This window comes from Mesorhizobium sp. B2-5-11 (assembly GCF_006440835.1).
Lineage (GTDB): Bacteria > Pseudomonadota > Alphaproteobacteria > Rhizobiales > Rhizobiaceae > Mesorhizobium.
This window is the reverse complement of record NZ_VFUK01000005.1, coordinates 227,309-245,867: the sequence shown is the minus strand read 5'-3', so window position 1 is coordinate 245,867 and position 18,559 is coordinate 227,309. Positions and strand designations below refer to the sequence as shown.

Here is an 18,559-nt window from a genome sequence, read left to right as displayed (position 1 = left end):
GACAAAGGTTCCGTCGGCGCGGAATGCTCACAAAATGGTGAGTTAGGAGCACCCTCGAAAACCGCGGCCGATCGCAACCATGCGGGACGGCCAGCGTTCGAAACAATCATGAGCCTGTCGTAATGGAAATGCTGTCATGACCTCTGCCAATCCGAATCTCGCCGACAGGCGTCGCTCCGGCGTCGCCTTCTGGTGGACCATGTTCGTGGGTGTGCTGCTGGCAATACTTGGTTTGCTGATCGGCGCAGGCGGCGCCTGGCTCGTCGCGCTGGGCGGCTCCTGGTACTATTTGCCCACCGGAGTGGCTCTCCTGGCGTCGGGTGTTTTGCTTTTGAGCGGCAATGCCGCCGGAGTCTGGCTCTACGTCCTGACCTGGATCGCGACGCTCGCCTGGGCTTATTGGGAAGTCGGCATGGACGGCTGGGGGTTGATGCCCCGGGTGCTCGCGCCGACGGTCATCCTGATCTTCGTTCTTTTGACCTTGCCTGCCTTTCGCGCCGGGCACGCGAAACGGGTTCGCGACCGCGGCTGCGCGACCGCATCCGCTGCCCTTTTCATTGTCGGCTGCGCGATCGGGCTTCAGCATTTCACGCCCTCGGCACAATCCCAGGAGGCATCCCCGGTTGCCCCGGTCACGCCACCCGCCGCAGGAAGCGCATCTGGTCAGTCTCCGGTCAGCCCTCAGCCCGATGTCGCGATACACCAGGCTGGACCGAATTGGCCCGTCTATGGCGGCTCGGAACTTGCCACCCGCTATTCGCCTCTCAAACAGATCACCGCCGACAACGTCGCGAAGCTGACCAAAGTTTGGGATTTCCACACGGGCGATATGCCAAGCAAGGCGGCGACCGACAAATACTCCCCGGAAAACACCCCCCTCGAAGTGGACGGGCACCTGTTTGCATGTTCGGCCAAGGGCATCGTCATCTCGGCCAACGCGGCAACCGGCAAGGAGGAGTGGCGCTATGATCCGAAGATATCCGACGCCGCCATACCATACGGCGCCAGTTGCCGGGGCATCGCCTACTACGCCGTTCCAGGCGCAAGCGCCGATCGACCATGCGCAACACGCATCTTGTGGGGCACGCTCGATGCAAGGCTGATTGCCATCGACGCCAGGACCGGGAAGGCATGTGGCGATTTCGGCCAGCAGGGCGTCGTCGATCTCACCCAGGGGCTCGGAAAAACCGTGCCCGGCTGGTATTCGGTGACGGCGCCTCCGACCGTCGTGCGCGGCATTGCCGTGCTTGGCGCCCAGGTGCAGGACGGCCAGGCCGAGGATGCGCCGTCAGGCGTCGTGCGCGGCTATGACGTGATGTCGGGGAGACTGGTCTGGGCTTGGGACATGGGCCATCCGGACCGCACGGGCGCACCGCCCCAGGGCGATACCTACACGCGCGGCACGCCGAACATGTGGACCGTGGCCGCCGCCGATCCGCAGCTCGGCTATGTCTTCCTGCCGCTCGGCAACGCCGCCGTCGACTATTACGGCGTCGATCGCAAGGACTTCGAAAACCAATACAATTCCTCAATCGTCGCCATCGATGTCACGACGGGCAAGCCGGTCTGGCATTTTCAGACCGTTCATCATGACCTTTGGGACTATGACCTCGGTTCGCAGCCGACGCTCGTCGATTTTCCGTCAGTTAATGGAAAGGTTCCCGCAATTATCGTGCCCAGCAAGCAGGGCCAGATCTACGTGCTCGACCGCAAGACCGGAAAATCGCTGTTCCCGGTCGAAGAACGGCCGGTGCCGTCGGGCGGCGTCGAACCAGAGAAATTGTCCAGGACGCAGCCTTATTCCGGCTATGCCCATCTCGACCAGCCTGTGCTGACCGAGAAGGATATGTGGGGCATGAGTCCGCTCGACCAGCTCTACTGCCGCATCCAGTTCCGGCAGGCTTCCTACCAGGGCGAATATACGCCCCCCACGGTGGACAAGCCTTTCATCGAATATCCCGGCTACAATGGCGGCTCCGACTGGGGAAGCGTTGCCGTCGACACCGACGCCGGCATCCTGGTCGCCAATTACAACGACATGCCCAACTATGATCAGTTGATACCGCGCCAAAAGGCGGACCAGATAGGCTTCAGGTCGATCGAACAGGGCGGCGCTTCGAAAAGGGCCAAGGACATGGGTGACCCGCAGATGGGTTCGCCGTACGCCATTGCCGTCAACGCGGGCTGGCGCCTCTCGACGGGGCTGCTTTGTTCCGAGCCGCCTTACGGCCATATCCGTGCCATCGAGTTGAAGACAGGCAAGACGCTCTGGGACAAGCCGCTCGGCGAGGCGGTCGAGAATGGCCCTTGGCGCATCCCGTCCATGCTGCCGCTGGATATCGGCACGCCAAACAATGGCGGGCCGCTCGTGACCGCCGGCGGCCTGATCTTCATCGCGGCGGCGACGGACGACAAGCTGCGCGCCATCGACATCAAGACCGGCAAGGTGGTCTGGCAGACGGATCTGCCCGCTGGCGGCCAGACCACCCCGATGACCTATGAGGTCGGCGGCCGGCAATATGTCGTCATCGCGCCCGGCGGTCATCATTTCATGGAGACGAAGGTCGGCGACGACGTGATCGCCTATGCGTTGCCGGCCGACTGATGGCGCTCCCGGCGTGGCCCGGACTGGCTTGCGCTTGTCGGCTGGCAAAGCGTGACCCCGGCCGTCAGCCCCGTGATTTCTGGGGAACCTTGCCGGGATGAGCAGGTTTAGCTGCCTGAGACACTCCAAATTCGTCGGAAGGAGCAGCTCATGAGCAACGATCCCGACAAGGAGGGGCCTGTTTTTCCGCAGAGGATGCGCGGCAAGGCGAGATTATCCTGCGAACGCGAACGCGCCGTATCGTCTTCATTGCGGGACTTGTCGGCATCGTGCTGGTGATGATGCTGCTGCACTTCGCCTAGCGCGGCCGGCCACAAACGCTCAATCTGAAACAGGAACTTTTTCGGACGCGGGTCCGTTGATTTACGTCCTTCCAGCACGCGGCCTTTGCCGCACCAACCCTACCGCGGACCGCTAACGTGGACACGAACTCTCCAGACGTCGCACCGGTCGACGAAAGACCTCAAACAAAACGTCGCCCCGATGCACGACCGAAGCGCGCCTCGTCGCGCCCACAACCGAAACAGGACCTCGATGCTTCCGCCGGGAACAAAGAGGGCCTGTTCGGCTCGCTCAGGCGGCACCCCTACGTCACCGCCGCGGTCATCCTTGTTCTGCTGCTGGCATCGGCCGCAGCGATAATCTGGTGGCTCCAGGCGCGACAGTATGAATGGACCGACGATGCCTTCATCGACGCCCGTACCGTAACCATAGGTGCCGAAATCGCCGGCCGCATCACCGATGTGGCGGTGACCGACAATCAGAGCGTAAAGGCCGGCGACGTCCTGCTGCGCATCGACGACAGGGATTATCAGGCATCCCTCAAGCAGGTTCAGGCGCAGGTGGCGCAGGCCGACGCCGAAACCGCCGACATCGCAGCCCAGATCGAAGCGCAGCAGGCCAAGGTGGACCAAGCCCAGAAGCAGGTGTCGCAAGGCCGGGCAGCGCTTGATTTCGCGAAAGCCGAAAATCAGCGCAACAGCGAATTGCTTGCCAAGGGAACCGGAACGCTGCAGCAGGCGCAACAGGCTGCCTCGACGCTTCGCCAGGCCCAGGCGACGCTCGACAGCTCGCAGGCGAACGTCGTGGCGGCCCAGAGACAAGTCGCCGTCCTCGAGGCCCAGCGCAAAAGCGTGGCGGCAAAACTCGACCAGGCCCATGCCAGCGAAGAGCAGGCCCGCACCGCGCTTTCCCGCACCTCGATCACCGCTCCGGTGGCCGGACGGGCGACGAACATATCCGCCGCCGTGGGCGCATATGCCCAACCGGGGCAAGTGCTGATGATGTTCGTGCCCGAGAACGTGTGGGTGAAGGCCAACTTCAAGGAAACACAACTCGACCTTATGCGGCCTGGCCAGCCCGTCGAGATCGATATCGACGCCTACCCGGAGCAGACCTTCAGGGGCCACGTCGACAGCATCCAGGCCGGCAGCGGAACCGCTTTCAGCCTGCTGCCCGCAGAGAACGCGACCGGCAATTTCGTCAAGGTGGTGCAGCGCGTGCCCGTGAAGATCGTCTTCGACAAGAAGACCGGCCTGCTGCTCGGGCCCGGCATGTCCGTCGTGCCGACGGTCAAGGTGCGATGACCGGCCAGGCGACCGCGCAAGCGGGCGAAAGCCGGTCCGCCGCGGGCGGGCGCAATCCCTGGCTTATCGCCATCGTCGTCTCCATCGCCACCTTCATGCTGGCGCTCGATACGTCCATTGCCAATGTGGCGCTGCGCAACATAGCCGGCAGCCTCGCGGCCGGAATGGACGAAAGCACCTGGATCATCACCACCTATCTGGTCGCCAATTCCGTCATCATCCCGATCAGCGGCTGGCTCGCCGGCGTGATCGGCCGCAAACGCTACTACATGATCTGCGTCGCTACCTTCACGCTCGCGTCGCTGCTCTGCGGCCTCGCGCCGAACCTGGAAATGCTGATCCTGTTTCGCATCCTTCAGGGACTGGGCGGCGGTGGGATGGCACCCAGCGAGCAGTCGATCCTCGCCGATACTTTCCCGCCCGAAAAACGCTCGCAGGCCTTCGCGCTCTACGGCATCGCCGTCATCGTTGCACCGACGGTCGGGCCGACCATCGGCGGCTGGCTGACCGACCATTTCTCCTGGCACTGGATCTTCTTCATCAACGTGCCCTTCGGCATCATGTCGTTGGCCCTTGTGCAATGGCTGCTGGTCGAACCAGACGTGCTGGAGCGCGAGCGCCAGGAGAGGCTGAAGGATGGCCTCAAGATCGACTGGGTCGGCTTCATCTTCGTCGTGCTGGCGCTCGGATCCCTTGAGATCTTCCTTGACGAGGGCCAGCGCAACGACTGGTTTGCCTCGGGCTTCATCACGACGTTCGCCGTGATCTCGGCCGTCTCGTTCCTTTTCCTGATCCCCTGGGAGTTTCGCCATCGCGATCCGATCGTCGACATGCGGCTGGTTTTCACCCGCCAGTTCGGCACATCCTTCCTGGTGATGATGGCGGTCGGCGCGGTGCTGTTCAGCACAACGCAGATATTGCCGCAGCTCCAGCAGACCACCTTCGACTACACCGCGACGCTTTCGGGGCTTTCGATGATGCCCGGCGGCATCGCCATGCTGATGCTGATGCCGATTTCCGGCTTCGCCTCCGGCTTCGTGCAGCCGAAATACCTGATCATGATCGGCATGTCGGCGGTTGCCGTGGGATTGTGGCACCTGACCTCGCTGTCGCCGAATGCCGGTTTCAGCTATTTCACCTATGCCCGCATTTTCATCACGGTAGGGCTTCCCTTCCTGTTCATCCCCATTTCGACGGCCGCCTATGTCGGCCTGCCGCCGCAAAAGACCAACCAGGCCTCGGCGCTGATCAATGTCGCCCGCAATATCGGCGGCAGCGTCGGCGTATCGCTCTCCAACACCGTCGTGGCGCAGAACGCACAACTGCATCAGACCCATCTGATCGGCAACACGGCGCAGTCCTCGCCTGTCTATCAGCAGATGCTTCGGCGCATGACCGACTATTTCGTCGCTCAGGGCTCGCCCGCGGTCGAGGCGAAAGTCCAGGCGGTCGGCTGGATTGGCCAGACGATAGGCCGGCAGGCGACGCTTCTGGCTTACGTGGACTTGTTTCGCTACTCCGCGATCGCGACCGCCCTGCTCGTGCCGCTCGCACTTTTGCTGCGCTCTCCCAAGTCGAGTTCCTCCGCGAAATAGCTTCTACCGAGGCAGGCGCTCCCTCGAGCAAGGCAGTTTCATGGAACCGGGCGGCGCTTGTCTGGTTACGTCCCATGACACGGAAAAAAGGAGACAGACCGATGGCCAAGGAAAAGATCCGGCCACAAGACGAAGATCGCGAAGCCGTGCATCTGGCCGAAACGACCGACGTCTCGCCCAAGCAGGCGAAAGATCTTATCCGCAAGCACGACAACGACAGGAAAGAGGTGAAAAAGGAAGCCAAGAACTTCAAGGCTGAGGGGTAGGCGTTCGGGCGGATACTGCCGGTCGCTTCGACGCCGCGCGCCTGCCGCAATATGGAACCGGGACGCGAACGGTTCGTTCGAATAAGTGGGCCGGCCTGAAAATTCACCGCCAAGGTTTCTGCACCTTGGCCACAGGACAACGGCAATGAAATCGAAACTGGTTTCGAAAGTCGCGGGACAGAGGACCTTCGTGGTGGTGCTCGAGCCTGGCGAAGAGGCGATTGGGGTGCTCACTGCCTTTGCCAGCGAAGAACAGATCGACGGCGCATCGCTGACCGCGCTCGGCGCGTTCGAGCGAGCAGCGGTCGGTTGGTTCGATTTCGAGGCAAAGGACTATCGCAAGATACCGGTCAACGAGCAGTGCGAGGTTCTCAGCGCGATCGGCGACATTGCCCTGGGCGATGACGGCAAGCCCAGCCTCCACCTGCATGCCGTGCTCGGACTGAGCGACGGAGCGACGCGGGGCGGACATCTGCTGGGCGGCGTCGTGCGACCGACCCTGGAGGTCACACTGGTCGAGTCCCCCGCTCATCTGCGCCGCACGAAACACGCCGATCTCGGCATCGCCTTGATCGACCTGAGCGCCTGACCTGGACATTGCTTCGAGATCAGGTCCAGTTGGAAAGAACCGTCTCCATCTCGACCGTTTCGACCTGCTGCGCGAACCGCTGATGATAGACGGTCATCAGCGCGTCGTGTGTTGCATCCGAAGAGCTGCACAGGGCATCCGTCACCAGAACCACGCGGTAGCCGATATCGATCGCGCCAAGCACTGTCGCCAGAACGCAGACGTCGGTCTCGCCGCCGGTGATGACGAGAGTGTCGATCCGGCGGGATGAAAGCAGCGTGTGCAGATGCCCTTCGGGCCACGGTGAGTAGATGTGCTTGTCGACAACGATCGCCGGCGGGCAGCATGCCGCCAGCGGCGGCAGGAGTTCGATCATCTCCTCGCCGATCCTGTCGATGGTCATCGATGCCCAGCGTTCATAGTACCGCTTCCAGGTGCCGGTGCCCTGCCCCGGGCGTCGCGCCGGAAGGAAGCGAGTGAAGATCGTTTGTGAAGGATATCTTTCGGCAAGGCTGACGATCCGGGGAAGGACACGGGTGATCCAGGGTGTCGCCCACTCCGACGGCTCGGCGAACAGCCGCTGCATGTCGACACACAGATGGGCACAATGATCGCCCAGAGGTCCATATGCCAGACCCGGAGCCGACATCAGCAGCGACCCGCTTTGTCGTCTTCGGCGTCGAGCCGGCACAAGGCGGCCAGGGACGGATACCTGAACGCACATGCCAGCCGCATAGGGGTTCCGTTCAAGTCGACATCCTTGCGCTAGTCCCCAGTTTCTCGAGTGCCGACCAAACGCGAGGCAGCGAAACTCGTTCCCCTCGGGCTCTCGGAAACCACATCATCGGTGGAACGTTGACCAGCATCGAGGTTCGAGAGATCGGCCAATGGTCGCGCAGCAAGAAATGAGAGAACGAACCGGGGGATGCCTGTGCGGCAACGTCCGCTATCGCACCATCTCCAGGCCGCGCACTCACTATTGCCACTGCGACATGTGCCGACGCTCGACCGGCAGTGCGTTCGCAGTCCTGGCGTGGGTACCATCAGCCAGCTTGGAATGGCTTTCCAACAAGCCTTTCTGCCGCAGGTCATCACCCATCGCACAAAGAAGCTTCTGCCGCGACTGCGGATCGCCCGTCGCGTTGGCCTACGATGCATCGCCGGATGAGATCGCCCTGCATGTGGGAACCTTCGACGATCCCGCCGATCTCGAGCCACGCTACAATTACGGATCCGCGCAACGGCTCGGATGGACATGCTGCGGTGTGGACCTGCCGCACCACGACGCCGAAGAGCGGTGGTAGAAGCCGTGGCCGCTGCTTTTCCGCTGCCTTTGGATACCCGCCCCATGGAGGCCAAGGCGGCCGACGCACTGCCGGGCGACGACGGTCTCTGGCAGTATGAGCCGAAGTGGGACGGATTCCGCTGCCTGGCCTTCAAAGGCACCGCAAGCGTCGATCTCAGGGCCAAGTCCGGCAAGCCGCTCGGCCGGTATTTTCCGGAAATAACGACACTGTTGCGCGATCTCGATACCCAGTCTTTCGTTCTTGACGGCGAGATAGTCATCGAAGTGAATGGCGATCCTTCCTTCGAGGCCTTGCAGATGCGGCTTCACCCTGCCGAAAGCAGGATTCGCATGCTGAGCGCGCAAACCCCGGCCCGTCTCGTCCTGTTCGATATTCTCGCCGATCCGGACGGGGGGATCATGCTCGACAAGAGCTTGACGGAACGACGGGCCGCGATTGAGCGCTTCGTCATGAGGTCGGGCGTTTCCTCGTTGCGGTTGTCGCCGCGCACCACCGACGTGACCACCGCCAGGCGCTGGCTGGGCGAGGCCGGCCACGGCTCCACCGATGGAGTTGTCGCCAAACTGCTGATGGACCCTTATCGGCCGGGCGAGCGCACCATGATCAAGGTGAAGCGGCTGCGCACCGCGGACTGTGTCGTCGGCGGGTTCCGCTACCTGACGGGCAGCAGCCAGGTCGGATCCCTGCTGCTCGGTCTCTATGACGACCACGGCAAACTCGACCATGTCGGGTTTACGTCGACGATCGGCAAGGACGACAGGGCAGAAATTACCGCGAAGCTCGAGAACCTGAGAGGCGGACCCGGCTTTACCGGCAAGGCTCCCGGCGGGCCGAGCCGCTGGAGCACCGAACGCAGCGGGGAGTGGGAGCCCGTGCGGCCGGAGTTGGTGGTCGAAGTCCGTTTCGATCACGTCACCGGCAATCGGTTTCGCCATGGAACGAAACTGCTGCGATGGCGGCCGGACAAGGCGCCCCGGCAATGCGGGTTCGAACAGATTGAATGAAGGGAGGCTGGCAATGAGCATGCTCTACCGCGCGGCCAAGATTGCCGAGGACGCGCATCGATCGCAGACCGACAAGACCGGGCAACCCTATATCGAACACTGCAGGCGCGTGGTCGACACGGTCGAAACCCTTGACCAGAAGATCGTGGCTTATCTGCATGACGTCCTCGAAAAAGGGGAAGGCTGGACAAGGACAAGGCTGAAATCGGCGGGGTTTGGTCCCTCGATTGTCGCTGCGGTCGATGCGCTGACGAAGAGGCCTGGCGAGAATGAAATCGCTTTCGTGCGCCGGGCTGCGTCAAATCCCCTGGCGCGGCCGGTCAAGCGTGCGGATCTGGCCGACAACCTGTGGCAAGCGCGGCGGGCCGGGATTCCCCTCGCGAAATTTGAAGAGGGCCTGCGCATTCTCGACGAAGACCGCGCAGCGTGAAGGCGACCTGGGCCCGGTGTCATCGCACGACAACCCAATGGAATCGGTTCCCTTGGATAAATCCTGCCGCTGTCCTGCTATTCCACTATGTGAGGCGTGTGGCGCTCGTCTTCAGCGGGATCGGCGTCTATGCGAGCCTTGCCGGGATCGAAGGCGGCGTGGCGAGCAAGCACCCGGACAGGCGCCTCGGGCTCTTCATACGCCCACATGAAATCATCCGCCGATCCGCCAACGGCATGCACGCGCCAATAGCTCGCAGTGCCTTTTGGCGATATCGAGGTGGTATCGGTTTTCTCGAGCAGGTCGAAATAGATGTCCTGGAACGGGATGTAGAACACAGGATCCCTCCCCGTTTCCTGGACCTGCAGCGCATGTTCGGTGGAGGCGATGATGGCGTCGGAGAATCTGACAGTCACCGTTCCATGGAAAGGCTGAATATGGAGATTGTTTCCCGACGGTGATCGGGGCTCGGCTGAAGGGTTCATTTGAGTGTCTCTGAGATTTCCAATTGGTAAAGTTCAAGGGCCGGTCTCAAAGGCAAAACGAGGTAATGCGGGATTGGTTGCGCGAATGCGGCGGCTACCCCGCGATGCTGCATCCCAGGCCCAAGGCGGAACACCAACCGATCCCACTGAGAGGAACAACGGGCCGGGTCGGCGGTTATCCGTTAGCCTTTCCGATTCCACGATCCATCAGGATAGCCGAGTTCTGGCGGCGGAAAGCGACGCAACTGGCGACAAAGGGGCCACATGAGGCACCCGTTCATATCGGAGACATGAGATGGAACCGCGCAAGAAGCAACGATCCGAACAACGGGACGAAACTGAAGCCCCGGCAATCCAGCAGGCGGACTGGGATGCAATCAAGGGCGGCAGGGTTCTTCCAGACAAGGTGTCCGACAATGTCGACGCCGTCGTCGACGTCGAGAAGGAAGGCGACCTGCCGGAGGAGGACGATGACAACGCCTACCAGAACAGCGACGAGGCATTGCCCGATGACGAAGAGGAAGGTGCCATATCGCGCGATCTGGCCAGGCGAGCCGGGCCTTTTGACGAGCCCTGACCCCAAGGGCGCCGACACTGATCTTGCTGGCGCCCGGCAACCATCGAGTGGCCGAGGGTGTCAGGGCAACGGGCACTCCGTGCGTCACGAAAATCTCTTCACTTTCCGACGCCGGGATACTGCCTTTCCTTCAGCACGCTGGCCAGATGGGCCGCATTCGAAGCCGTCATTTCGATCATCTCGACCACGGCTTCCGGCGTTCCGGGCAGGTCGACATAGTTGACGTCGCCCATAGCCTGCCCAACCCAATACACGCCGCCATTGGCAGGAATCGTGAAGCCGACGTCGTTTAGCGCCTGAAAGCACGCCGCGTGACAGGCGTGAGCGCCGTCTTCATTGCCGACGATCGCCACGATCGCGACCTTGCCGGCGGCCGGCATCCGGCCTTGTTTGTCGGTCTCCGATAGAAACGCATCCATGCGCTCCAGGATGCGCTTGGCGACACTCGACGGCTGGCCGAGCCAGATGGGCAGGCCTAGCACGAAGATGTCGGCGTCGAGGATCTTCCTGCGGAGCTGCGGCCAACCGTCTCCCTCGCCCATGTCCGACAGCACGCCGGGTTTGACGTCATGGTCGAGGGCGCGAACAATCTCGCCGCGGACCCCATGCGGCACCATTGCCGCCAGCAGATCCGCCAGCAGGCGGTCCGTGGACGATTTCTCGGCGTCGTCGGAGGCCTTCAAGGTGCAATTGAGCGCAAAGGCGGTGAGCGGCATGGAAAGATCTCCCGAGTGCGTTCTGTGCCAAACGCACCGGGACGTCGTGGGTTGCCTGAACCCGACAAGAAGCTTCACCTTCCACCTAGGGAACCATCGAACGCTCCGCGGTGTTGGAGAACGAGCCCATTGCGTGAGTCGTCCCCGCTATGACCATGCCGCTTCATCCAACCTTGACCGACCTAGCCCTGCGCCTGGCTCTTGCTTTTGTTGCCGGCGTGATCATCGGAATGAACAGGGAAGCCCGCGGCCACACCGCCGGGCTCAGAACAACCATCCTGGTCGGCCTGGCGGCCGCGATCGCGATGATGCAGGCCAATATCCTGCTCGAGGTGGGTGGCAAGGATGCGGATTCGTTCAGTGTGATGGACGTGCTCCGTTTTCCGCTGGGCGTGCTGACGGGTGTCGGTTTCATTGGCGGCGGAGCCATTCTCCGCCGCGGCGATTTCGTGACGGGTGTCACCACGGCCGCCACCTTGTGGGTCATGACCGCAATCGGCCTCGCCTTCGGCGGCGGGCAACTGGCACTTGGCACAGCGGGGACGGTTTTGACGTTGATAACGCTTCAGGTGCTGAAGCAGGTCGATCTGTGGGTCCCACGAACCCATCATGCGATCCTGGCGATCTCGTCGGCGAACGGCGTTCCGCCTGACCTCGACGCGCTGGTTCAACCGCTGGGCTATCGCTGGCGCTTTCTCGGAATGCAGCACGACATCGAGCGCGGCCGGTTCGTATTCTCCTTCGAGCTGAGCTGGAAACAGCCCGACGCGGCCAAACCCTCCGTCGAGATACTGGCGCGGATCAGTCCGCGCTACGACATCGAACGGTTTGACGCGATCAGCGATAAAGGTCCCCGACCATAGGCAGGGCAGCGATGCGTCCTCGTCCCTGCCTCGGATTCGACCGGAGCCGGAACAAATCCGGACTTCGCGCTTTGAACACGCAACACTGTTCGAGGCGATGGCTTGCTGTCCCTGTCGCGCTTCATCCCGATCGACCCTCCTCGAACAAGGAAGGAAGATATCATGAACAAGGCAATCATCATCCTGGCGGCACTCACTCTGGCTTTGCCTGCCCATGCTCAGTCCCAAAACGCACCCCTTCCCCCGGACGCACCGGCACCGGAAGCCGTGCCAGGTCAGACCGGCCCCGACCAGGGCATCACCGGACAGACATTCACCAACATAGCCATCGTCGCATTGGCGGACTTGCCACCCGACCTCAAGGCTAAGGTCGAGACCGTGGTTGCCCAGACCAGCCAGGAAGACCTTCACGTCCTGCAGCGTTCGGTCAGCGCATCGCCGGAAGCTTCCTCGGTCCTGGCCGCGAATGGACTTGATGCCTCCGAAGTGGTGGCGGCCAACATTGACGGCGACGGCACGCTGACGCTGATCATCCAGACCACGACCTGACGGCGTGGGGCAGAACCCGGTGCTTCGGCGGATGTCCCATTCCCGGTGCCAGGCGGCAACGGTCGAAGGAGGGCGTCATGGCTGACGCGACGGTCCGCAATTTCACGATAAACTTCGGGCCGCAGCACCCTGCGGCGCATGGCGTCCTGCGGCTGGTGCTTGAACTCGACGGCGAAGTCGTCGAACGCGTCGATCCGCATATCGGGCTGCTGCATCGAGGCACGGAGAAGTTGATCGAGTACAAGAACTACCTACAGGCCCTGCCCTATTTCGACAGGCTTGACTATGTGGCGCCGATGAATCAGGAGCACGCCTTCTGCCTGGCGGCGGAGAAGCTGCTCGGGATCTCGGCTCCACAGCGCGGCCAGCTCATTCGCGTGCTGTATTGCGAGATCGGCCGGCTGCTGTCCCATCTGCTCAATGTCACCACGCAGGCGATGGATATCGGCGCCCTCACGCCGCCGCTCTGGGGTTTCGCCGAACGCGAGAAACTGATGGTGTTTTATGAACGGGCATCGGGCGCCCGCATGCATGCCAACTATTTCAGGATCGGCGGCGTACATCAGGATCTTCCCCCGGACCTGTTGGACGATATGTGGGATTTCTGCGATCCGTTCCTCAAGGTCTGCGACAATCTCGAAGAACTGCTCACCGAAAACCGCATCTTCAAGCAGCGCAATGTCGACGTCGGCGTCATCGGTCTCGACGATGCCTGGGCTTGGGGATTTTCGGGCGTAATGGTGCGTGGGTCGGGCGCGGCATGGGATTTGCGCAAGGCGCAGCCTTACGAATGCTACCCGCAGATGGATTTCGATATTCCCATCGGCAAGAACGGCGACTGCTATGACCGCTACCTCGTACGAATGGAGGAGATGCGCCAGTCGGTCCGGATCATGAGGCAATGTCTTGACAAGCTACGGTCGCCGCAAGGCCAAGGACCGGTCGCAATTCCCAACCGGAAGATCACGCCGCCACGCCGCGCGGAGATGAAACGCTCCATGGAAGCGACCATTCACCATTTCAAGCTTTACACGGAAGGCCATCACGTGCCCGAGGGCGAGGTCTATGCCGCCGTCGAGGCGCCGAAAGGCGAGTTCGGCGTCTATCTGGTTTCGGATGGGGGCAATGTTCCTTACCGGTGCAAGATTCGCGCGCCGTCCTTCGCACATCTGCAGGCGATGGACTATCTGTCCCGGGGGCACATGATCGCCGACGTCTCGGCGATCATCGGCTCCCTCGACATCGTCTTTGGAGAGATCGATCGCTGAACCGCCGTCGCCGCCCGCGGGACGCGGGCAGCGCTCTCGCAATGTCATCGATGGTCAGTGTGCCGTCTGCGAATGCGCGCCGCCTGCCTGTGAGATGCCGTTCAGCGCTTCGCCGGCTCGTGCTGCCTCGCCGTTTTTCGTGAGATCGCCAAGCGAGATGATGCCAATCAGCCGTTTTTCACGGCTGATCACCGGCAGCCGTCTAACCTGAAGGTCCCCCATCTGCTGGAGCACGTCTTCGATCTCCTCGTCGTCGTAACAGTACCTGATCTCGGCACTCATCACTTCGCGTATCCGCGTATCCGGGCCCCTACCCTGGGCGACGCCACGGACGGCGATGTCGCGATCAGTGATCATTCCGACCAGCCGGTCGTCCTCGCCTACGGGCAGAGCGCCGGCATCGAGGCTGGCCATGGCGGCGGCGGCCTCCCGCAGGGTCTGGTCCGGACTGGCGACCTGAACGCCTTGCGTCATGCAGTTGCCAACTTTCATGATGTTCTCCTTTGGTTGAAGCGCCCCTTGCCGTTGCTGCGATGGAAACACGATGGGGGGACAATGGCGCCGGCCCAAGACGTTCCATTGCCACGGGATCGGGATCTCATGCGTCGCACGTTCAGACGACGCGGCTCCCGGCATGCATCGGCGATTCTTCGTTCTCGTCGGGATTGGGCAGAGGCGTCTCGTCCGGGAGTTGTTCCGGATCAGGCTCCTCGATCGGTTCGGGCTTCCAGGTCGGCGCCGGCATCGGCACGTCGCGATTGGGATCTGGTTTTCCTGGGTTTGGCATCGGGATCACCTCCCTTCATTCGGGACGCAACTCCTGGCCGGCGTCATTTGTTCCATCGCCAATTCGCGGTCGCCTCCGGCCTTGCCGCCACGGATCGAGACGGCGCGCTGCCGATCGGATCCGCCGGTCGACTTCAGCCCCGTCTTTCGGAACCGGACGGTTTTCCAATCCGTTGTCTCGGCATCGATCGAGGAGAAAGACGATGGCTGGTGACGAGAGAATTTCCGGCAGCAACTTGCCCCAAGTCGCGGTCGACAGTGAACAGGTCCGGCAACTGGTGGCGACAGCCGATCTGCCGTCCAATCAGGCACGCGAGCTCGTGCGCCGTCACGGCAACGATCCGCACAAGCTCGAAGAACTGGCAAAATCGATCAAAGCGGTAAGCTGACCGTCGGGACGGCGTCCCGACTCCGTCAGATTTCAAGCAAGGCATAGGGTCGGCCGGTCGGTTTGGAAACGTGCATGGCGACGTTGTAGACCCTCGCCCCGCCGGGCGTGCGGCCCTCATAGCTTCCCCGATGCGCATGGCCGTGCACGACAGCACTGACCTGGAACCGGTCGATCGTTTCCGCCAGCCGCGACGAGCCCAGAAACGGAAATATCTCCAGGGGTTCGCCGGCGATGGTCTCGACGATCGGAGCGTAGTGCAAAATGACAAGCGTGCGTTTTGCGCGAACCTGGCGCATCGCGTTCTCAAGCCGCATGGCCTCGCTGACGCTCTCGGCGACCATCGACTTGATGGCCGGCTCGCCGAAGGAGCCGAGCATGCGTGAACCGAACCCCCCGACGAACCCTTTCACGCCGACAAAACCGACCTCCTCTATTTCGGTCGTCTGCCCGTCGAGGAGATGGACGCCCGCTTGACGCAGGATTTCCGCGACGTCCTCGACCGCACCGGATTCATAATCGTGGTTGCCGAGCACGCCGACCACCGGGATAGAGCAGGCGCGCAGGTCTTCGGCGAGGATCTCGGCTTCGCGGGGCTTGCCCAGATTGGTCAGATCGCCTGGAAGAACGAGGATATCGGCCTCGCGCGACATTTCGCCGAAGAGATCGCGATACGATGTCTGGGCGTCCTCCTTCACATGCAGGTCGCCAACGGCCGCCACCTTGATCGTGGCGGTGCCCTCCATCGCCGGAGCGTCTTCGGTCCGTTCAGCCATCACGAAATTCTCCTGTACCGCCGACGCCGGCGAAGCCCCATTCCTTGACGTCGATTTCGTAATCGGTCTGCGAAAGCAGGCGCCCGCGGCAGATCTTCATTCTGGGGGAAGGCAATTGGCGCTGCTTGGCAAGGCGGTCGAGCAGTTCGTCAAGCAGCCATGTGGGGATGCGGTCGCGCTCGCTCGGATAGATCCATCTGAAACTGAGAATCTGCATCAGCAGCACTTCCCAGTGGACTTCCAGGTAGGAGAGCAGCCTGTGCCAGTCGATCTGGTCCTGCGCCTTGAGGATCGTATGGGCGATGTCCGCCCCGTCATGACGCCCTCGGTCCTGGATGAAGCATTTGGACCATATGAGCTCGGTCGGGCCGACGATCCTCACCCGGCTTCCCAGCAGTTCGGTTTGGCGGGCATGCTCCATCCACTGGTCGCTCACGGGCATCGTTCCATTCGCCGAGGCGAATATGATGTCGAAGAAATGCGTGCCCTTGAAGACCTTCCCAAGCCACCGGTCGTCCTCGATCTCGACCGCGTAGCCGAGCTGCTTGAAATGGGCCAGGATGCGCGAGAAGTCGCCTGCCTTGCAGAAGATATCGAGATCCTTGGTCTGACGGATGACGCCGGTGTAGGCGCTTACCGCATAGGTTCCGGCGACAAGGAAAGGAATGTCGGTGGCGGCGAGTTCGCGAATGGCTTCGGTATAGAACACCTCCGCCTCGGCGTTCTTGAGCGTCGGGGCGGCCTTTGCGTCGATCGCGGGAAGGGATGCCGGAACAGTTCCCGGCAACGGATCGTTGATCATGGCACGCATGGCTCCCACACTTCGGCAACCGATTGATCGCCCGCGTTGTTAACAGCGGGAACCCTGCCTGGTTCCGCCATGGTCGCGTCGCGGCCTGGGGGAAATCGGGCGCGACGGGCAAAATTGCCCGCGGAGTCCTGGGTTTCAATATGATTGCATGGGCCGTTTCCCTGCATGGAACCATCGCCATTGGGCATCGTTAGCCCGAACAGCCGAAGCTGCCTTCGGGCGATCGGGGTGTCTGGTTTCAAGCGCAGACGATATCCAGGATGTATGTTCTTGCCCTAGCGACAGACTATGACGGCACGCTCGCCGAAGACGGGGTCGTCTCCGATGCGACCTATGCTGCGCTCAAACGGCTGAAGCAGACGGGCCGCAAGCTGATCATGGTGACCGGCCGCGAGCTTGCCGATCTCGAGCGGGTCTTTCCGGCACTCGACATCTTCGACGGGGTGGTCGCCGAAAACGGCGCGTTGATCTATACGCCCGCTTCGAAGAAGGAACGGCTTTTGGCGCCGGCGCCTCCGGCTGAATTCGTCGACCGGCTGAAGCGTCGCGGGGTCGCGCCCCTGTCGGTCGGACGCTGCGTCGTGGCCACTTGGGAACCACAGGAAGCCGCCGTGCTGTCGGAGATCAAGGAGCTTGGACTTGAGCTCGAGATCATCTTCAACAAGGGCGCGGTGATGGTGCTGCCAAGCGGGGTCAACAAGGCCACCGGTCTTGCCTGCGCACTCGAGGAATTGGGGTTTTCCGCCCACAACGTCGTCGGCGTCGGCGATGCCGAGAACGACCATGCATTCCTGCGCGCCGTCGGCTTCGGCGTCGCCGTGGCCAACGCATTGCCGACCGTTAAGGAGACGGCGGATTTCGTCACAGCCAGCCCTCGAGGTGCCGGCGTGGTGGAACTGATCGAACAGCTCATATCGCGCGATGCCGGCTTCGTGGAGACGGCTCGCCAACACGTGGAAGTGGGAACCGACATAGCGGGCGCGCAGGTGCACCTTTCACCGCATAGCGGCGGGGTGCTGCTGGCCGGCACGTCCGGGATCGGCAAATCCACGCTTGCCACCGCGTTGACCGAGCGCTTTGTCGAGAAGGGGTTTCAGTTTTGCGTTCTCGACCCCGAAGGCGACTATCAGGAACTCGAGAATGTGGTGGTGGTTGGCGACGCCAAGACCCCGCCGATCTCGCGTGAGGTCTTCGATCTTCTGTCCAAGCCAACCAACAATGTCGCTGTCAACATGCTGGGGCTGAAGACCGCCGAACGGCCCGGCAATTTTGCCAAGCTGCTGCCGGACATGGCCAGCATTCGAGCGCGCACCGGCCGACCGCATTGGCTGATCATCGATGAGGCGCATCATCTTTTGCCTCAGGCCCGGGACGGCGCGTCTTTCGCGCTGCCCAAGAGCCTCCCCGCGACCATCCTGATCACCGTGCACCCCGATCTGGTTTCGCGCGACGTCCTGGCTGGCGTCGAAACCGTTCTGGCGCTTGGACCGGAAGCCGACAAGATCGTCGCAAGCTTCTGTGCCGCCACCGGCATAGACGTTCCCGACGGCGCCGTGCCGCCGCCAAAGGACGAAGTCCTGTTTTGGAACCGATCATCGGGCGAGCCGATCAGGACGGTCAAGGTCGAACGGCCCCGCCAGGTTCGCAAGCGGCACATGCGCAAATATTCCGAGGGCGACCTTGGCGACAACAGCTTCTATTTCCGGGGGCCGGACGGAGCGCTTAACCTGAAAGCGCAGAACCTGATGATGTTCCTTCACATCGCAGAAGGCATCGACGATCGCACCTGGGAACATCACCTGCGCGCCGGCGACTATTCGAAATGGTTCCGCAGCAAGATCAAGGACAAGAACCTCGCCGACGAGGTGGCGGACATAGAAACGGATACCGGCACGGACATGCAGGAGAGCCGCGCGGCCATCGCCGAGGCCATTGGCCGCCGTTACACTGCTCCCGCGGACTGACCTTGAGCCGGGGTA

22 protein-coding genes are annotated in these 18,559 nt (G+C 62.2%); 14 read left to right on the top strand and 8 right to left on the bottom strand.

Translation table 11 applies throughout. The features are described 5' to 3' along the window. Window positions 1-136 precede the first annotated feature (136 nt). Window positions 137-2,605 (top strand): membrane-bound PQQ-dependent dehydrogenase, glucose/quinate/shikimate family, encoded by a 2,469-nt coding sequence (locus tag FJ490_RS17790; protein ID WP_140728514.1) that lies wholly within the window; start codon window positions 137-139, stop codon window positions 2,603-2,605. Window positions 2,606-2,712: 107 nt separating this feature from the next. On the opposite strand, the gene FJ490_RS32720 is transcribed toward FJ490_RS17790, so the two are convergent. Next, complete coding sequence (locus tag FJ490_RS32720) at window positions 2,713-2,985, bottom strand: hypothetical protein (RefSeq protein WP_181165225.1); 273 nt, start codon at window positions 2,983-2,985, stop codon at window positions 2,713-2,715. A 39-nt stretch (window positions 2,986-3,024) separates the two neighbouring features. Between FJ490_RS32720 and FJ490_RS17780 the strand changes: the two genes are divergently transcribed. The 4 genes from FJ490_RS17780 (at window position 3,025) to FJ490_RS17770 (ending at window position 6,641) form a co-directional block, all read left to right on the top strand. Beyond that, the gene (locus tag FJ490_RS17780) at window positions 3,025-4,191 is read left to right on the top strand and encodes an HlyD family secretion protein (RefSeq protein ID WP_140728513.1); all 1,167 of its coding nucleotides are present in this window, start codon (window positions 3,025-3,027) and stop codon (window positions 4,189-4,191) included. Further along, window positions 4,188-5,786, top strand: coding sequence for a DHA2 family efflux MFS transporter permease subunit (locus tag FJ490_RS17775; RefSeq protein ID WP_140736538.1), 1,599 nt, complete (start codon window positions 4,188-4,190; stop codon window positions 5,784-5,786). The genes FJ490_RS17780 and FJ490_RS17775 overlap by 4 nt, the downstream gene beginning before the upstream one ends. A 101-nt stretch (window positions 5,787-5,887) precedes the next feature. Next, on the top strand, window positions 5,888-6,052 hold the full coding sequence (locus FJ490_RS32715; protein ID WP_181165226.1) for a hypothetical protein: 165 nt from the start codon (window positions 5,888-5,890) through the stop codon (window positions 6,050-6,052). A 145-nt stretch (window positions 6,053-6,197) separates the two neighbouring features. Next, complete coding sequence (locus tag FJ490_RS17770; protein ID WP_140522248.1) at window positions 6,198-6,641, top strand: PPC domain-containing DNA-binding protein; 444 nt, start codon at window positions 6,198-6,200, stop codon at window positions 6,639-6,641. Window positions 6,642-6,660: 19 nt separating this feature from the next. Here the strand turns inward: FJ490_RS17770 and FJ490_RS17765 are convergent, their stop codons facing one another. Next, window positions 6,661-7,269, bottom strand: a complete 609-nt coding sequence (locus FJ490_RS17765; protein WP_140522250.1) for an isochorismatase family cysteine hydrolase — start codon at window positions 7,267-7,269, stop codon at window positions 6,661-6,663. 238 nt (window positions 7,270-7,507) lie between these two features. Between FJ490_RS17765 and FJ490_RS17760 the strand changes: the two genes are divergently transcribed. Genes FJ490_RS17760 through FJ490_RS17750 form a run of 3 tightly spaced genes read left to right on the top strand, consistent with a single transcriptional unit; the run spans window position 7,508 to window position 9,361 of the window. Next, window positions 7,508-7,924: a GFA family protein gene (locus FJ490_RS17760; protein ID WP_140556685.1), complete on the top strand. Its 417-nt coding sequence runs from the start codon at window positions 7,508-7,510 to the stop codon at window positions 7,922-7,924. Beyond that, complete coding sequence (locus tag FJ490_RS17755; protein ID WP_140560377.1) at window positions 7,876-8,931, top strand: ATP-dependent DNA ligase; 1,056 nt, start codon at window positions 7,876-7,878, stop codon at window positions 8,929-8,931. The genes FJ490_RS17760 and FJ490_RS17755 overlap by 49 nt, the downstream gene beginning before the upstream one ends. A 13-nt stretch (window positions 8,932-8,944) precedes the next feature. Then, a complete protein-coding gene (locus FJ490_RS17750) occupies window positions 8,945-9,361 on the top strand; it encodes an HD domain-containing protein (protein ID WP_140513578.1) in 417 nt (138 codons plus the stop codon). Between the two features lie 77 nt (window positions 9,362-9,438). Here the strand turns inward: FJ490_RS17750 and FJ490_RS17745 are convergent, their stop codons facing one another. Further along, the gene (locus FJ490_RS17745; RefSeq protein WP_318012459.1) at window positions 9,439-9,777 is read right to left on the bottom strand and encodes a DUF427 domain-containing protein; all 339 of its coding nucleotides are present in this window, start codon (window positions 9,775-9,777) and stop codon (window positions 9,439-9,441) included. Between the two features lie 364 nt (window positions 9,778-10,141). Here FJ490_RS17745 and FJ490_RS17740 point away from each other — a divergent pair, with 364 nt between their 5' ends. After that, window positions 10,142-10,423, top strand: coding sequence for a hypothetical protein (locus FJ490_RS17740; protein WP_140496145.1), 282 nt, complete (start codon window positions 10,142-10,144; stop codon window positions 10,421-10,423). Between the two features lie 98 nt (window positions 10,424-10,521). Here FJ490_RS17740 and FJ490_RS17735 read toward each other — a convergent pair whose 3' ends face one another. Next, window positions 10,522-11,139, bottom strand: coding sequence for an NAD(P)H-dependent oxidoreductase (locus tag FJ490_RS17735; protein ID WP_140513580.1), 618 nt, complete (start codon window positions 11,137-11,139; stop codon window positions 10,522-10,524). Between the two features lie 149 nt (window positions 11,140-11,288). Here FJ490_RS17735 and FJ490_RS17730 point away from each other — a divergent pair, with 149 nt between their 5' ends. From FJ490_RS17730 to FJ490_RS17720, 3 genes are all read left to right on the top strand, one after another. Beyond that, a complete protein-coding gene (locus FJ490_RS17730; RefSeq protein ID WP_348640074.1) occupies window positions 11,289-12,002 on the top strand; it encodes an MgtC/SapB family protein in 714 nt (237 codons plus the stop codon). 162 nt (window positions 12,003-12,164) lie between these two features. Continuing rightward, entirely contained in the window at window positions 12,165-12,551 is a 387-nt protein-coding gene (locus tag FJ490_RS17725; RefSeq protein ID WP_140513581.1) for a hypothetical protein, read from the top strand. 77 nt (window positions 12,552-12,628) lie between these two features. Beyond that, window positions 12,629-13,819, top strand: coding sequence for an NADH-quinone oxidoreductase subunit D (locus FJ490_RS17720; RefSeq protein WP_140560363.1), 1,191 nt, complete (start codon window positions 12,629-12,631; stop codon window positions 13,817-13,819). Between the two features lie 54 nt (window positions 13,820-13,873). Here the strand turns inward: FJ490_RS17720 and FJ490_RS17715 are convergent, their stop codons facing one another. Together FJ490_RS17715 and FJ490_RS17710 are read right to left on the bottom strand one after the other, a co-directional pair. After that, complete coding sequence (locus FJ490_RS17715; RefSeq protein WP_140729060.1) at window positions 13,874-14,311, bottom strand: CBS domain-containing protein; 438 nt, start codon at window positions 14,309-14,311, stop codon at window positions 13,874-13,876. Window positions 14,312-14,432: 121 nt separating this feature from the next. Beyond that, window positions 14,433-14,606 (bottom strand): hypothetical protein, encoded by a 174-nt coding sequence (locus FJ490_RS17710; RefSeq protein WP_140496150.1) that lies wholly within the window; start codon window positions 14,604-14,606, stop codon window positions 14,433-14,435. Window positions 14,607-14,808: 202 nt separating this feature from the next. Here FJ490_RS17710 and FJ490_RS17705 point away from each other — a divergent pair, with 202 nt between their 5' ends. Then, complete coding sequence (locus FJ490_RS17705) at window positions 14,809-14,994, top strand: hypothetical protein (protein WP_140496151.1); 186 nt, start codon at window positions 14,809-14,811, stop codon at window positions 14,992-14,994. Between the two features lie 25 nt (window positions 14,995-15,019). On the opposite strand, the gene FJ490_RS17700 is transcribed toward FJ490_RS17705, so the two are convergent. After that, window positions 15,020-15,769 carry a metallophosphoesterase gene (locus FJ490_RS17700; protein ID WP_140496152.1) on the bottom strand — a complete coding sequence of 250 codons (750 nt, stop codon included), beginning with the start codon at window positions 15,767-15,769 and terminating at the stop codon, window positions 15,020-15,022. Further along, window positions 15,762-16,571: a nucleotidyltransferase family protein gene (locus tag FJ490_RS17695; protein WP_140496153.1), complete on the bottom strand. Its 810-nt coding sequence runs from the start codon at window positions 16,569-16,571 to the stop codon at window positions 15,762-15,764. Before FJ490_RS17695 ends, FJ490_RS17700 begins: the two co-directional genes overlap by 8 nt. Before the next feature lie 269 nt (window positions 16,572-16,840). Between FJ490_RS17695 and FJ490_RS17690 the strand changes: the two genes are divergently transcribed. Next, window positions 16,841-18,544, top strand: coding sequence for an HAD family hydrolase (locus tag FJ490_RS17690; protein ID WP_140729059.1), 1,704 nt, complete (start codon window positions 16,841-16,843; stop codon window positions 18,542-18,544). Window positions 18,545-18,559: the final 15 nt, after the last annotated feature.

Excerpts from the sequence above, each read along its gene's own strand:
- FJ490_RS17790 (WP_140728514.1), top strand. The coding sequence starts at position 137 with ATGACCTCTGCCAATCCGAATCTCGCCGACAGGCGTCGCTCCGGCGTC.
- FJ490_RS17775 (WP_140736538.1), top strand. The coding sequence starts at position 4,188 with ATGACCGGCCAGGCGACCGCGCAAGCGGGCGAAAGCCGGTCCGCCGCG.
- FJ490_RS32715 (WP_181165226.1), top strand. The coding sequence starts at position 5,888 with ATGGCCAAGGAAAAGATCCGGCCACAAGACGAAGATCGCGAAGCCGTG.
- FJ490_RS17770 (WP_140522248.1), top strand. The coding sequence starts at position 6,198 with ATGAAATCGAAACTGGTTTCGAAAGTCGCGGGACAGAGGACCTTCGTG.
- FJ490_RS17765 (WP_140522250.1), bottom strand. The coding sequence starts at position 7,269 with ATGTCGGCTCCGGGTCTGGCATATGGACCTCTGGGCGATCATTGTGCC.
- FJ490_RS17760 (WP_140556685.1), top strand. The coding sequence starts at position 7,508 with ATGGTCGCGCAGCAAGAAATGAGAGAACGAACCGGGGGATGCCTGTGC.
- FJ490_RS17755 (WP_140560377.1), top strand. The coding sequence starts at position 7,876 with ATGCTGCGGTGTGGACCTGCCGCACCACGACGCCGAAGAGCGGTGGTA.
- FJ490_RS17750 (WP_140513578.1), top strand. The coding sequence starts at position 8,945 with ATGAGCATGCTCTACCGCGCGGCCAAGATTGCCGAGGACGCGCATCGA.
- FJ490_RS17740 (WP_140496145.1), top strand. The coding sequence starts at position 10,142 with ATGGAACCGCGCAAGAAGCAACGATCCGAACAACGGGACGAAACTGAA.
- FJ490_RS17735 (WP_140513580.1), bottom strand. The coding sequence starts at position 11,139 with ATGCCGCTCACCGCCTTTGCGCTCAATTGCACCTTGAAGGCCTCCGAC.
- FJ490_RS17730 (WP_348640074.1), top strand. The coding sequence starts at position 11,289 with ATGACCATGCCGCTTCATCCAACCTTGACCGACCTAGCCCTGCGCCTG.
- FJ490_RS17725 (WP_140513581.1), top strand. The coding sequence starts at position 12,165 with ATGAACAAGGCAATCATCATCCTGGCGGCACTCACTCTGGCTTTGCCT.
- FJ490_RS17720 (WP_140560363.1), top strand. The coding sequence starts at position 12,629 with ATGGCTGACGCGACGGTCCGCAATTTCACGATAAACTTCGGGCCGCAG.
- FJ490_RS17715 (WP_140729060.1), bottom strand. The coding sequence starts at position 14,311 with ATGAAAGTTGGCAACTGCATGACGCAAGGCGTTCAGGTCGCCAGTCCG.
- FJ490_RS17710 (WP_140496150.1), bottom strand. The coding sequence starts at position 14,606 with ATGCCAAACCCAGGAAAACCAGATCCCAATCGCGACGTGCCGATGCCG.
- FJ490_RS17705 (WP_140496151.1), top strand. The coding sequence starts at position 14,809 with ATGGCTGGTGACGAGAGAATTTCCGGCAGCAACTTGCCCCAAGTCGCG.
- FJ490_RS17700 (WP_140496152.1), bottom strand. The coding sequence starts at position 15,769 with ATGGCTGAACGGACCGAAGACGCTCCGGCGATGGAGGGCACCGCCACG.
- FJ490_RS17695 (WP_140496153.1), bottom strand. The coding sequence starts at position 16,571 with ATGATCAACGATCCGTTGCCGGGAACTGTTCCGGCATCCCTTCCCGCG.
- FJ490_RS17690 (WP_140729059.1), top strand. The coding sequence starts at position 16,841 with ATGTATGTTCTTGCCCTAGCGACAGACTATGACGGCACGCTCGCCGAA.